Source organism: Olivibacter sp. SA151 (assembly GCF_054130995.1).
Genome location: NZ_CP096391.1, coordinates 2,025,772 through 2,039,648, shown reverse-complemented (window position 1 = coordinate 2,039,648; position 13,877 = coordinate 2,025,772). Strand labels below are relative to the sequence as shown.

The 13,877-nt window shown below is 41.2% G+C and carries 15 protein-coding genes; 9 read left to right on the top strand and 6 right to left on the bottom strand.

The features are described 5' to 3' along the window. Positions 1–213 precede the first annotated feature (213 nt). The 3 genes from M1D52_RS08295 (at position 214) to M1D52_RS08285 (ending at position 3,686) form a co-directional block, all read left to right on the top strand. On the top strand, positions 214–1,398 hold the full coding sequence (locus M1D52_RS08295; RefSeq protein WP_437365714.1) for a hypothetical protein: 1,185 nt from the start codon (positions 214–216) through the stop codon (positions 1,396–1,398). A gap of 110 nt (positions 1,399–1,508) precedes the next feature. Further along, positions 1,509–3,041, top strand: coding sequence for an OmpP1/FadL family transporter (locus M1D52_RS08290; RefSeq protein WP_130856825.1), 1,533 nt, complete (start codon positions 1,509–1,511; stop codon positions 3,039–3,041). A gap of 180 nt (positions 3,042–3,221) precedes the next feature. After that, positions 3,222–3,686, top strand: coding sequence for an SRPBCC family protein (locus M1D52_RS08285; protein WP_013667872.1), 465 nt, complete (start codon positions 3,222–3,224; stop codon positions 3,684–3,686). Positions 3,687–4,176: 490 nt separating this feature from the next. Here the strand turns inward: M1D52_RS08285 and M1D52_RS08280 are convergent, their stop codons facing one another. After that, entirely contained in the window at positions 4,177–5,331 is a 1,155-nt protein-coding gene (locus M1D52_RS08280) for a hypothetical protein (protein WP_013667873.1), read from the bottom strand. A 5-nt stretch (positions 5,332–5,336) separates the two neighbouring features. Further along, complete coding sequence (locus M1D52_RS08275; protein ID WP_437392185.1) at positions 5,337–5,981, bottom strand: RNA polymerase sigma factor; 645 nt, start codon at positions 5,979–5,981, stop codon at positions 5,337–5,339. A 137-nt stretch (positions 5,982–6,118) separates the two neighbouring features. Between M1D52_RS08275 and M1D52_RS08270 the strand changes: the two genes are divergently transcribed. Genes M1D52_RS08270 through M1D52_RS08260 form a run of 3 tightly spaced genes read left to right on the top strand, consistent with a single transcriptional unit; the run spans position 6,119 to position 8,037 of the window. Further along, a complete protein-coding gene (locus M1D52_RS08270; protein WP_130856821.1) occupies positions 6,119–6,493 on the top strand; it encodes a hypothetical protein in 375 nt (124 codons plus the stop codon). Positions 6,494–6,505: 12 nt separating this feature from the next. Next, positions 6,506–7,063, top strand: coding sequence for a YceI family protein (locus tag M1D52_RS08265; protein ID WP_013667876.1), 558 nt, complete (start codon positions 6,506–6,508; stop codon positions 7,061–7,063). Positions 7,064–7,071: 8 nt separating this feature from the next. Next, on the top strand, positions 7,072–8,037 hold the full coding sequence (locus M1D52_RS08260; RefSeq protein ID WP_437392184.1) for a DUF5777 family beta-barrel protein: 966 nt from the start codon (positions 7,072–7,074) through the stop codon (positions 8,035–8,037). Between the two features lie 59 nt (positions 8,038–8,096). Here M1D52_RS08260 and M1D52_RS08255 read toward each other — a convergent pair whose 3' ends face one another. From M1D52_RS08255 to M1D52_RS08245, 3 genes are all read right to left on the bottom strand, one after another. Then, a complete protein-coding gene (locus M1D52_RS08255; protein ID WP_013667878.1) occupies positions 8,097–8,372 on the bottom strand; it encodes a CBU_0592 family membrane protein in 276 nt (91 codons plus the stop codon). A 204-nt stretch (positions 8,373–8,576) separates the two neighbouring features. After that, positions 8,577–9,056 (bottom strand): Dps family protein, encoded by a 480-nt coding sequence (locus M1D52_RS08250; RefSeq protein ID WP_013667879.1) that lies wholly within the window; start codon positions 9,054–9,056, stop codon positions 8,577–8,579. A gap of 84 nt (positions 9,057–9,140) precedes the next feature. Beyond that, positions 9,141–10,517, bottom strand: coding sequence for an NfeD family protein (locus M1D52_RS08245; RefSeq protein ID WP_437365704.1), 1,377 nt, complete (start codon positions 10,515–10,517; stop codon positions 9,141–9,143). Between the two features lie 144 nt (positions 10,518–10,661). Between M1D52_RS08245 and M1D52_RS08240 the strand changes: the two genes are divergently transcribed. The 3 genes from M1D52_RS08240 (at position 10,662) to M1D52_RS08230 (ending at position 13,203) form a co-directional block, all read left to right on the top strand. Beyond that, on the top strand, positions 10,662–11,405 hold the full coding sequence (locus tag M1D52_RS08240) for a DUF4905 domain-containing protein (RefSeq protein WP_437365702.1): 744 nt from the start codon (positions 10,662–10,664) through the stop codon (positions 11,403–11,405). An 11-nt stretch (positions 11,406–11,416) separates the two neighbouring features. Further along, a complete protein-coding gene (locus M1D52_RS08235) occupies positions 11,417–12,373 on the top strand; it encodes a DPBB and LysM peptidoglycan-binding domain-containing protein (RefSeq protein WP_013667882.1) in 957 nt (318 codons plus the stop codon). Positions 12,374–12,570: 197 nt separating this feature from the next. Beyond that, on the top strand, positions 12,571–13,203 hold the full coding sequence (locus tag M1D52_RS08230; RefSeq protein ID WP_013667883.1) for a uridine kinase family protein: 633 nt from the start codon (positions 12,571–12,573) through the stop codon (positions 13,201–13,203). Here M1D52_RS08230 and M1D52_RS08225 read toward each other — a convergent pair. Beyond that, complete coding sequence (locus M1D52_RS08225; protein ID WP_437392181.1) at positions 13,200–13,856, bottom strand: 3-oxoacid CoA-transferase subunit B; 657 nt, start codon at positions 13,854–13,856, stop codon at positions 13,200–13,202. The genes M1D52_RS08230 and M1D52_RS08225 overlap by 4 nt on opposite strands. Positions 13,857–13,877 lie beyond the last annotated feature (21 nt).

The following is a 13,877-nucleotide window of genomic DNA, read 5'->3' as shown; positions in this document are numbered from 1 at the left end:
AAATTGTACCTTAAATGGGAAGCAAAAGGAACTGTTAAAATTTGTTAAAAATGTTAAAATCACTGTAAAGTTACTTCCATTTTGCGAATGTAAGGATTATTAAATTATTTTTGTAGCAGACGCATTTTTACAACCGTTTACCTATTAAACCTTTTCGGTTTAACGGTGTCTAACGTTATAAAGACCACAAAATTATTTGAAAGGAAAGAACAAATGAAAAGTAAACCATTAATCATAAAAAGTGCCATATTGATAGGTGCCTTATCCTTAGGATCTTGCGCTACCAGTCAGTACGCACAGAATACTTTTCAGGATGATGTTTATGGAGGGAAGACAAAGGCAAAGGAAGTGGCCTACCGCAGCCCGGACTATTACGATGAGTATGCCGAGCCTGCAGAAGGTTACGATGAATATGCAGATACGGATACCAATGCTTATGCCGACCAATATGCAGATCAGAATGGAAGATATTACGACGATGAATATACGGATAGCTATGGGGATGCATATGCAGACGAATATAGCGACTCTGAATATGCCAATCGTATCAATCGCTTTTACTATGCGACACCAGGCATGTCCTATTACGACCCATTTTTTGACCCTTGGTATGGCTATGCCGGCTGGGGCTGGGGCAGTGGCTTCGGTTTAGGCTTCGGCTTTAGAAGTGGCTGGGGTTGGGGTGGCGGCTTCGGCTGGGGCGGATACTGGGGTAACCCATATTACGCTGGTGGCTGGGGCGGCTGGTACTCACCTTGGTGGGGACCTTACTCCTATTACGGCGCTGGTTGGGGCTGGGGCGGCGGCTACTGGGGTGGCGGCTGGGGCTATCCAGGCTGGGGCTGGGGTGGCGGTTACATAAGCCGCGGAAACTATCAGCCTCGTTCATATGCCGATAACTATAGAGGGTCAAGATCGTCTATAACTCGAATTAACCGAGGTGTTACCGGACGGGTTACTTCAGGTAGTTCAAGACCTGCCAGAGGTGTGGTTTCCGGTGGGTCGGCTTCAAGCTATAGAGGTCGAGGCGGCCGGTCTTCATCCGATGCCAATATTAACTCATCAAGAGGTTCATCATATAACGGTTCGGCAAGAGGCAGTAGACCTGCAATTAGCAGACCGAATTATGGAAGATCCGAAGGCTTGTCAAGACCCGGTTATTCCCGTCCAGCTACAACAGGATCAAGACCTGGCGTTACTAGACCTTCAGGATCTTATTCCAGACCAGCTCGACCAACTAATTCAAGACCGAGTGAAGGTTATTCACGCCCTACCTCAAGGCCATCCTATACTCCGTCTCCGAGTCGTTCGTCCGGAGGATTTAGCGGCGGTGGTGGCATGAGCAGAGGCGGTGGCGGCGGTTCCGGCAGCTCGTCTAGAGGTCGCGGAGGACGATAATCTTAGATAAAAATAAAGCCGACCTTTTTTGATCAATTGTTTCAAAATTAGTCGGCTTTATTATTACATAACATAAAGCAATCCACTTATTACTAATTAATTTACTTCTCATGAATAATAAGAAATTAGCAACTCTTTGTCTGTTTTTATTTACAGCGGTTGCTTCTAGGGGTCAAAATTTGGATGAGTCGCTTTTATTTTCACAATATGAGCAAGGCGCCACAGCTCGCTTTAAAGCGATGGGAAATGCGCAAACAGCACTGGGTGGGGATATTAGCAACATCGCCGGTAACCCCGCTGGTCTTGGTTTTTTCAACAATTCCGACATAAGCTTATCGCTCGATTATTTCGGTGATAAGAATAAAGCCACTTACTTTGGTTCCCAAACAGAGAGCACCCGAGATCGCTTCGGTTTGAATCAGTTAGGTATCGTTTTTAATCTCCCGTCTATGCGTGCGAGAGGTGCTAATCTAGATCAGGGTTGGCTTAACTTCAATGTAGGTTTAAGTTATAATAAAACGAACAGCTTTATATCCAACTTGAATTATTCAGGACAAAACAACGAATCAAGTATTGCCGACTATATGGCCGATCCTAGAACAGGTGTTGCTCACGACTTTGGTTGGGATGCGGGTTTAGTTGATATTGGCGCAGACAATCTGTATTTCCCTATGGGTGTTCCGGATAATACACAACGTTCTTTCACACAAACTAAGGGATCTCAATCAGAAACCAACCTGTCATTTGGGGCCAACTACAGCAATAAACTTTATCTAGGTGCATCCGTTGCATTTTCTTCTATTGATCATCGCACCTATAGGCGGTTTGAAGAGGATGGTTACCTGTTCGATGATAGAGTCGTAGACCAAGGCTCTCGTTTCCTAAACCCACAACAAGGTTCTGATGATCCTCGTTTCTACAACGAATTATTGAATTCCGATTATTACTACGATGATGATTACGAAGGGCATACAAAAGGCGCCGGTGTAAACGTAAAGCTTGGATTAATTTATCGCCCTACCGACATTATTCGTATCGGACTTTCGGCCACGACACCTACTTGGTATAATATGTCAACTGATTATTCAGATTATTATGGGATTACTAACTTTCACCCGGAAACAGGTGCGGAAATTTCGTGGTATGAATACGAACCGGAGTACAGTTCATATGACTACAATTTAAGGACGCCATATCGTGTAAATGGTGGTATTTCCGCGGTATTTAGCAAAGGTCTGATCAGCGCAGACGTCGAATTCGTCAACTATAAAAGCATGAAAATCACTACAGATGTTGCTGACCTTGATATGCAATATGCAGAAGACATAAAAAATACATATAAAGGAGCCGTTAACTTAAAGGTCGGTGGTGAATATGTTGTTACGCCACAATTTATGATTCGCGCCGGTTATAACCATACGGGCAATCCTTACGAAAACGTAGATTACAAAGCACAATCGATTACCGGTGGTTTAGGTTTCCGCTTTGGCAACTATTACGTCGATGCAACTTATCAAAACTGGAGACAAGAGTATGATACAACGCCGTACGCTCTAGCTGCTGATTATCCGGTAAATTCGCCTATTGCCAGCGTTAAAAATACCCGTAACAATGTGTTCTTAACTATTGGCGCTAAATTTTAGTGCGATAATCGTAATCGCAAAATATAAAAAGGGTTAAGTAAAGATACTTAGCCCTTTTCCGTTTATTGGAAGCCAATCCTGTAGATTTCTGCATCGCTAAAGTGAAGTCTCCCAAACCAATTCATCCTTCACTTGTTAGCAAGATACGGTAAGTGTCAAAGCAGCCATAACAAAAGTAATATGGGAGATATTAGAAAAAAAATAATGTTTGATGCACCTTTGCAAAGGTCTTTTGATATTTTTCTGAGTGATTTGGGAATTTGGTGGCCTAAAGAGTACACTTGGTCGAAAGAAGAGTTGGTTGCCATCAAAGTCAATCCGACCGTCAATGGTTTTCTTACTGAAATAGGCCCATACGGCTTTCAGTGTGATTGGGGGCGAATTATAAAATTTGATCCATATACTTTAACTTTTCTTTGGCAAATAGGACCTAACCGTGTGCCCGAACCAAACCCTGACAAAGCTAGTGAGGTGGAAATTTCCTTTAGCGAAGGCAATGAATGCACAACGATGATTTTGGAACATCGAAATTTTTCAAAGCATGGCGAAAACGGCCCTGCTTACCGGGAAATGATGGATGCACCGGAAGGATGGGATTATATTCTGGCTTGTTTCGTAGAATATTTACTAACCAAAACGGCTTAAGTGGCTTTAGGCTTTAAGGTATAAGCTATAAGCTTTAGTAGTGCTACAACCAGTGCAACAAGCAACCATTTTTAACAATCTGTTTATTCCCCGAGTGTTCATGAACGCACTTTATTCGGTTATCACACTGACTAATTGGCTAATCATTACATTGGCTAACTATTGACTTCAGCTTTCGGCTTTAGTCGGTGCTACTGCTACTAATAGGGCCGTAAGCTATACGCTGTAAGCTTTAGGCAACACTAGCTCCATCATCAAATTGGCTAATCGGCTTATCGACTAATTAGCAACTCCACAACTCAACTATTTAACTATTGACTAACCGACCGTAGGGAGCTCATGAACCGAGTGCAACGAGCTCATGAATGCCAAATAAAAAGCAAACAACAATGAATAATACCATTAAAATAAATACTTATGAATAATTTAAGCTATAAGCCATCTGATGATCTCATTGCCTAATCGGCTAATCAGCGACTCAACCACTTAACTATTTTCCCAATTTAAAACTAACCGAAACGGCTAAGCCCTTTGAGTCCAGTTTTGTCCGCCCATAACCGATCCCTGTTAAAGGTAATTTGACAAATGGCCTAACACCGATTGTGACTTGGTTGTTCAACTGTTGTTCAAAAGTTGCCGAAATATTCGCTACGCCAAAAGGATGGTTATTTTGCCCTCTTATTTCATAGTTAGTGCGTTGCTTATCTTTATACGGATCACCGGTATCGTAACTAAATTCATATTGCTCTCGTAACATGAAATAGCTGGAAGCACCTCCGTTCAAGGTAATACGGGTGGCACCTTTATTGTAAACCTGATAATTAAGTTCTATAGGTACATCCAGCACATCGCAAGCAGCATCTACCTGACTGGGTGTTGCTCCGTAGCTTCTTTGTATTTTGGGTCGGTAAAAGCTGTAAGGTGAGTTATAATTCTTTCGTGCGTATAGTACGCCGCCTGAAACGCTTAATTTCTTGCTTAATGGTAGCGTATATAATACACCAATATTTTGGCTTAGCTGAGGATTACCGGCACCTCGTACGCTTGTTAAATCAGGCGCTGCTAAGATGGTTAAGTAAGATGGTCTTCTTTCTCGGTTGATCGTTAATTTTGGTTCAGACAAAATTTCTGCATCTGATGTATTAAATGAATATACAGGTGCTGGTTTTAGGCTTTGCCCTACTTTTCCAAGTAAGCCGTTCGTTCCTGCTTGCACTGTTAAGGTATCTTTATATATGTTTTCCGATATAGCTTCCAATCTACCCGTTCGTTCGTTAGATTTGTCTTCAAGAAGAGGGATGGAAATCGTTGGTGACGTATTCTTCAATAGCGCCTTGTCACTTTTAACGATCTGATCGACAACAGGTGGTACCGGCTTATCTATATGCGTTTTTTTAGATATGATACTATCTTCCTTTTTAACCACTTCAACAGACTGATCACGTGTAATGGGCCACCAGATGACAAGAAAAACCAGTATAACAGCCGCAGCGGCACTTAAAGAGCTAAGCCAAATAAGTCTTACCTTCTTTTTCCTATTGTTGACGAGCTTTTCTTCCATAGCTATCCAGTGCATCTCGTCGTAAGATACTTCCGGGTTGTTCAACCCTTCTCTGAATAGATCATCGAGTTTCTTCTTCTCCATCACACTTATTCACTAAGGTTCTTATCTGCTTCATTTCTGTCAACATTCAAGTCGATCGCCTTTAGCATCTCCATCAATTTTGCCCTGGCTTTAAACAGGTTAGATTTAGATGTTCCGACAGAAATATGCAACATTCCTGCTATTTCTTCATGGCTATACCCTTCAATTGCATAGAGGTTAAAAACCGTACGATAGGAAGGGCTTAACGACTGTACCATGAATAATAGGTCTTGATAGTTTAGTTTCTCATAAATTGCTTCGTCAGACCCGGCCTGATCGTAATCCATTATATTTTCATTTCCTGCAAATTTAAGGTTAGCTCTATAATAATCGATTGCCGCATTGGCCATAATACGACCTATCCAAGCAGTAAAAGGTTTAGTGTGGTCGTATTTCTTGATATGCTTAAATACCTTAAAAAAACCATCGTTCATAATGCTGGCGGCATCTATTTTATTACTCGCATAACGTTGGCAAATTCCCATCGAATATGCATAGTAATGTCTATAGAGTTCCTTTTGAGAATTCCGATCCTCTTTAATACATCCCTGTATTAGCTTCGATATGACTTCTTCCTGATTCTCCTTTGGTGCCACCAAGCCCTCCTTCCAATAAGCATTACGAATGCCGTAAAAAAAAGGTTGCTTCAAAGCTAAAATTATTTGTGCGTGTAATGACAAAATTGGTAACAAATATTTTGCAATTTTTATAAAGCTAGGCAACCCTTTTGTCATGCGCTCCGTATTTAGAGTATCAATCAAAAAAAATAAAACGAATAGGTTAGCTTATGAAAGTCACGAAAAAAAAATCACTTTACACACTTGCTGTTTTAGCAAGTTTTATCGCGGTTCTATACAGCTGTTCTAAAGATCAAGCAGTGGAGCCTGAAAAACCTGGCAATGAAGAAGTAACTGCTGAAAATGTTAGTTATAGCAACTTTGCCGGAGCCCTGTTTCAAACGAAATGCGCCGGTTGCCATGCTGCAGGTGGCGGTGCAAGTGGCCGTTGGACTTTCTCCGGCTTTGCATCTGTTCGGGATAATGGAGCGAGAATCAACAATGTCGTGCTAGTAACTGGTACCATGCCTGTCGGCGGTTCACTAAGCGCTAACGAAAAAGCGCTATTAAAAGCCTGGTTTGATCGTAATATGCCGGAACAATAACAATTAGAAATTATGATTCAGAAAATAGTTTTATCCTTATTTCTTATAATCCCTCTTTCTGTTGCAGTTTCAAAGGCACAGAACACCTTTGTAAGTAACGGGGCTACGATATCTTTTTTTAGCAGTACGCCCGTTGAAGATATAGAAGGTGTTAGTAAAAACGGACTTTCCGCACTGGACGTAAATACGGGAGACATTGTATTCAAGGTGAAAAACACCACGTTTCAATTCAAAAAAAAATTAATGCAGGAACATTTCAATGAAAATTATATGGAGAGCGACCGATATCCGTTTTCTGAATTTAAAGGAAAAATAAATGATCCTGGAAAATTGAGAAACGATGGGACCTACCAATGCATGGTTAGCGGTGTACTTACCGTTCATGGTGTTGCTAAAAGTTACACTGCACCGGTTAAAATAACCGTGAACAATGGTGCGATCACAGCTAGCTGTACGTTCAAGGTAAAAACGGCCGACCATGATATTGAAGTTCCAACCATCGTTATAAAAAATATAGCAGAAACCTTAGACGTTAAGGTTGCTGCTATTTACCAAGCTAAAACTCCTTAAGTCATCCTATGAAGCGTATCACATTTTTTCTCCCTTATTTTCTATTGATGATTCCCTTTTCTCGTTTGTTCGCGCAGAGCGATTTAGAGGCGCTAATTCAAGAGGATAGTACCACGCGCGAAAAGGTGAGTGCCACTTTTAAGTCCAACCATTTAATCAATGCACAGTCGACCGAAACGATCCATAAAAAGGAACTCGAATTCCGGGTAGATCACCGATTTGGAGATATTGCAGGAGGTAGTGGGGGTATCGGAAATTTCTTCGGTCTTGATCAGTCGACAGACATCCGCATTGGTTTTGATTATGGTATATCTGACCGATTTAATGTTGGGATTGCCCGTGCAAAGGGTGCAACTGCGGCAACACAATTATATGAAGCCAATTTCAAATATCGTTTTCTAGAACAAACTACTGATAACGCTATTCCGGTAAGTCTTGCCTTTTTTGGAAGTGGGACGGTAAGCGGTGTTAAGGCTTCTGACGATCCTACAGCCTCGACCTCCTATAAGAATTTCGGCGATCGGATAACCTATGTTAGTCAGTTGATTGTGGCAAGAAAATTTAGTCCTAGCTTTTCTTTTGAACTTATTCCGAGTTACGTACATCGGAACTATACGATTTTTGGCGATCAAAATGGTGTATTTGCCTTAGGTGCCGGTGGTCGGTTAAAGATTAGTAAACGGATGGCTATTGTAGCAGACTACTTTCTTCCTTTTAGAAGCAAAGACAAAAAGGAATACGTAGAAAACATCAATCAGCAAAAGTTCTACGACGCCTTAGGTGTTGGTTTAGAAATCGAAACAGGTGGCCATGTCTTCCATTTAAATTTCACTAATGCCACAGCCATTCAGGAATCGCAATTTATACCGGAAACTACGACATCTTGGGGTAAAGGGCAGTATAGATGGGGCTTCAGTATATCTAGAAGATTTTCATTTAATAAAGATAGAGAAGAAAAAGTGGGTGGGTATTAGCGATTGACCACCCTAAGGAACAAGGGTTAAAGTTTAGAAAATCGCACCTGACTGCTGGGCTATGAACGCTTAGCAGTCACTTTTTTAACGGCACCTGGCAGCGCAAACTTAATAAGGCTAATCAACCCAATAAGTGCCCAAAGCCCGTTAGCTACCGTGTTTGGTGTATCGTGATTGTAAAAAGCGCTGATTACGAGAAATAATCCACCTAATGCGTTTAGCAACTGGTATTTCCAACCATTGGAATGAATATAACCTAGGCTAACCAATAAGTAACCGGAAGTACAACAGGCAACGCCGATCCAACCTAACAAGCTAATTGTTTCTAAAGACATGAACATGAACTATTTATCAAAAATAAATAGTTTGCTACTTTAGGAGCCTACATACTGTATTAATTAATTGTTAAAAGGCAGATTGAAATACAAAGGCTTGTCTCAGGTTGACATTCTCCCGTATCTATGCCATATCAATACCGCTAAGCTCGATGACGCAAGAAAACGAACTTTTAGACAAGCCCAATGTATAGATTCAAGGTGTTATTGCTTATTGAGAAAGGCTCTTAACATCCAGTTTTGCTTTTCGTTAAACTGCATAAATGCGTTCACCATATCGTTGGAACCTTCATCATTTGCTTCGTCCGTAATTTCTAGCAGGTCCCGTTGCAAAGCGATCAATACTTCAAGGTCCTCTACCACAGCTTTCACCAGATCGACATCCGACATTCCGATGGTATCTATTTCCTTGATCTCCGCTGTCTCAAGATAGTCCTGATATCGGCTGAGCGGTGATTTCCCTAAGGTTAGTATACGCTCTGCCAGCTCATCAATGGTTGTAATCGCATTATTATATAATTCTTCAAATTTAGCATGTAATGTAAAGAAGTGCGAGCCTCTTACATTCCAATGACAACCACGTAGTTTTTGATAGTGAACATGATAGTTTGCCAATAAATCATTTAGGTGATCTACAACAGGTCTTAATTTTTTCTCTTCTAAACTAATTGCTTTTGGATTCATACATTATATTTTTTGTTAGTACCCTAAGCATGCGATCTGCATGCCGGGAATGACCTACTTATAACGTTTTGGCTTATGAATTGTTTAATACACCTGATCGTCTTTCTTTTTTCTGACAAAAAGATTATAGTTCTCGTGCTTTTCAACATAAACAATAGTATCCTTATCGATGAACCCATCTAAGGCCACGGCATCATACCATTTCCCTTGAATCTCGATTTTACCCGAAGGACGTAAGGCCGTCTTGGCGACTCCTTCTTTGTTAATTAAATTAAGATTTCTTACAGAAGAGACGTATCCTTTACCCGACTGTTGCTCATCGGCTAAAACCAGCCGTTGAAACGCACTGGAACGCAGAATGCTTTTGCCGAAAATGACACAAAGAATAATAGAAGCAATAGTAGCGGCGATTACAATAACGAAGGAAGTCATTACTTGGTTAGGCTCAACAGGTTGAAAGTTAAAGTTCTGATTGGGCACCATGCTGAATGCCAGTCCACATACCAATGCAATGATTCCCAGAATACCTGCAACACCAAAACCCGGTATAACAAAGACTTCGAGTAACAGCAAAATAATACCGATTATGAATAAGGCGATCTCCCAATTATCAGCCAGCCCCTGGATATATAACGGAGCAAAGAATAGAAGTGCAGCTATGATGGCAACAATCAATGCAAAACCGATGCCCGGCGTTTGCATTTCGAAATAAATTCCGCCAATAATCAGTAAAATCAGCACGCTACTCACTGCCGGATTGATAAGAAAATTAATAAAGCTATCAACCCATGTGCTTTGATACCGGGTGATAGATGCCCCTTTTAGACCTTCTTTAGCAAGTATCTCTGTCGAACTAACCACTTCGCCATTGATCATACCAATTTTTAGCGCTTCTTGTGTCGTCAAAGTAAGTACTTTGCCAGCCTCTTTTAATTCCGGTAGCACGACATCCGGGTCCACAAAAGCTTCTGCTACTCGTGGATCTCTCCCCTTTGCTTCAGCCGTTGCCCGCATTAAGCTCCGCATATAGGATTGATATTTCTCCGGCATCACCTCTCCTTGAGGATTTACCACGCTGGCAGCCCCTATGCTTGCACCTTTAACCATATAGATTTTATCACAGGCAAGCGCCACCAGCGCACCGGCAGAAGCCGCATTATGGTTTATAAAAGCAATGGTTTTCAGCTCCGACTCTAATATCTTAGTTCGTATGGAATCGGCGTAATTAAGCATTCCACCGTAGGTATTGATTTCGATTAAAATATAATCGGCATGATGTGCTTTAGCTGCACTAAATGCTTTTTCAGTTTTACGCCAGGCTGCCGGGCCAATTTCTTCACTTAAGTGATATTGATAAACGGTGGCCGTTTCCTGCGTTTTGCCTATTGCAGAACCGGGTAAAAATAACGCAATTAACAGTACTATTGAAAGCCACTGCCGTAGGCTTCTGTCTTTTATCATAAGCATTGTCTTTATTTTTCTCCTTTTACCGATAAAGCTTCTTTTCCTTTGCACGCTTTTAAAGGGATTTTCCATATAAAGATACTATTTTTGTCAGATGGTTATAGAAGAAAGATGAAAGAGGGTAGCAATAATCGTTAACGAATGACAAAAAAATTTTCTTACTTATGTGAAGGCACGATTTGGAAGATGGACATCCATGAGCTCTCCGGTATGCTCGCTATTGAATGGAGAGATCAGGACGGGCTGCCCTACTTTTCGGTTATTCATTATCCTAGTGGTCGTTTGTTATCCGATCACATACACTATGGCGATCGTTGGTGGACACTGGCAGCGGTGAATGCCAACCAACTATTCCTGCAGCATTATCCACAACCAAACCAAGGGCAAACGCAGGGACTTGTAGCTATCGATATACATAGTAAGCAGGTCACCTGGGAGCAATTCAATCTGCAATTCGTAGAGCTTACACAGGAAGGAATAGCGGTAAAGCAACGATTTTCAGATACGAATGCGGTCAGCTTGCTGGAGCCTTTGTCGGGAAGTATACTTGAAAATCATACATTACTAAATAAACTGTCGCCTTTGCCCAGAAATATACGCTCGGCCTCCCCTGTTCACCGGACTCCTCCACTTCCAATTACAAGCACTTTAGTTGGCCCCTATTTCTTTCTGGAAACTGACGGTAAAGAGCTGTGGGCCTATCATGAGAGGAAAGAAGATAAGTTACAACTCATATTAACGGTTATTCAAGAGCACAACGTACAATTTAAGGAATGTATAGTTGATCGATTAGATCATCTGCTGCCGGAAGTCTTTTTTATGGTTGGCCAACAATTGTTTTTTGTAACGAATAATAAACGAGAAATTGTTTCGTATTTTGTATAATTGTAATGTATATGAAGAATAAAAAAATATTAAAAGGCTTAGGCGTGACTGTTGCCTGTGTCTTAACAAGTAGTGTTGTTTTTGCGAATCCGATAACAAGGGATTCGATAGGAGTTGAAAATCAAAATGGTAAAAAAGTAATTCTACATAAACTACAGACCAGAGAATCTTACTACTCTCTTGGACGCAAATACAACCTGAAGCCAAAAGACATCATTGATTTTAATGCTAATAAGTCGCTCAAAGCTGGTGATGTCGTTAAAATTCCGACCGGCGCACCCTTCTCGAACCCTGCAAACAATGTTGTAAAAACTGCGACTCCTAGCTCAAAACCTCCCGTTAATGGCGGTGCAGCTATTACCTCCCAGGGAACCGATTATATTGAATACAAAGTAGGTGCAAAGGAAACGCTTTTTTCCATTTCAAAACGCTTTGGAGTAACTGTTGATGCGATTAAACAAGCGAACAATTTATCCGGCAACTCTTTAAAGGAGGGGCAATTAATCAGAATCCCGAATACATCTATAGAGGAAGCCGCCACTGATCCCAGTGTTCCAAAGAAAGTAATTAGCAACGAAGAGTTAAACGGTGTAACAAGCGAAAACGAACAGCAGGTTGCAAGCGGCAACGCCAATACGATTGAAGAAGAACCGGAAGAAACACCTAAAGAGGATAGCACGCCGGCCAATCGCTACGGAATCAAGCAGGTGACAGCAAGCGGCATTGGAATCTGGATGGACGACTTAAATGGCGAAAGCGGCAAAATGCTCGCCTTGCATAACTCCGCTCCGGTCGGCACTGTAGTTAAAATTACCAACCCGATGACCAATCGAACTACTTATGCAAAGGTTGTAGGTAAATTCAATGAGACATCGGAAAATAAAGATGCTATCATCGTTATTTCCAAATCCGTGGCTTCATTAATCGGTGTAATTGACAGACGGTTTCAGGTTAATATCTCTTATTAGTTAAGTGGTTAAGTAGTTGAGTGGTTGAGTCGTAAAGATGTCATGTAGTTAATTAGCCAATTAGCTAATTTGATAATGGGACTACGTGAGATTAAAGCCTACGGCTATAGCTTACGCCTTAATAATAGTTAAGTAGTGAATCAATACTAACAACGAATAGCTAATAACGAATAACTAAAGTCTAATAGCTAAAAAAAATGTCTAAAAAACCTTATGTCATTGGTATCGCTGGCAGTAGTGGTTCGGGAAAGACGTTCTTTCTGAAGTGTTTTCTTAATCACTTCAAAGATCATGAAGTTACGTTAATCTCTCAGGATGATTATTACCTGCCAGCCAACACCAAAACGCAAGAGGAAAACAAACTGTATAATTTTGATGTACCTGCTGCTATCAACCGAACGCTTTTTTATCATGATATTAGCGCGCTGATTGCAGGGAAGACGGTCTTTAAAGAAGAATACACTTTTAATAATCCGGCAATTAAGCCAAAAATGTTGGAGATAAAGCCAGCTCCCTTATTAATAGTAGAGGGGCTATTTATTTTCCATTTTGAAGAAATCAATACACTTCTGGACGAGCGTATATTTCTTCACGCAGATGAACATATTGCATTAGAGCGCCGACTTCGACGGGACCTTATCGAACGAGGGTATTTTGAGGAAGATGTCAAATACAAATGGTATAATCACGTACTCCCCAGCTTTGATGAATATCTTTTTCCCTACAAATCGCAGTGTGATTTAATTATCGAAAACAATAAGGACGATACCGCGATGATGGTACAAGTAACTGATGAAATTTCCGCACGCTTACGGAAAAAACTATTTTAAAGTCTCATTTCCGGAATATTATCATCGGCTATAAACTTGCCGGCGGTTGCATTCCGGATTTCATCCACACTCAGTCCAGGTGCTCTTTCTAAGAGGCGAAAGCCTCCGTGTGGTTCAATAACAAAGACGGCTAACTCGGTAACAATCTTCCGAACGCACCTCACTCCTGTCAAAGGCAAGGTGCAGGATGGAAGCAATTTACTTTCACCTTCCTTGTTAACCTGTTGCATCGCAACAATGATATTTTTGGCAGACGCTACCAGATCCATGGCTCCCCCCATTCCCTTGACCATTTTGCCCGGTATTTTCCAATTGGCAATATCGCCATTTTCCGAAACCTCCATAGCTCCCAGAATCGTCAAATCTACCTTCTGAGCCCGGATCATTCCAAAACTCATTGCTGAGTCAAATATTGCCGATCCGGGAAGCGTTGTAACCGTTTGTTTGCCCGCATTAATTAAATCTGGGTCGACTTCATCTTCCGAAGGATATGGTCCCATACCAAGCAAACCATTCTCCGATTGCAGTACCACCTGGATATCTTTAGGTATATAATTGGCTACCAAGGTTGGTATACCGATACCGAGGTTAACGTAATAACCGTCTTTTATTTCCTGCGCAATGCGTTTGGCTATTCCTTGTTTGTCTAACATAACTTTTATATATGATAATTA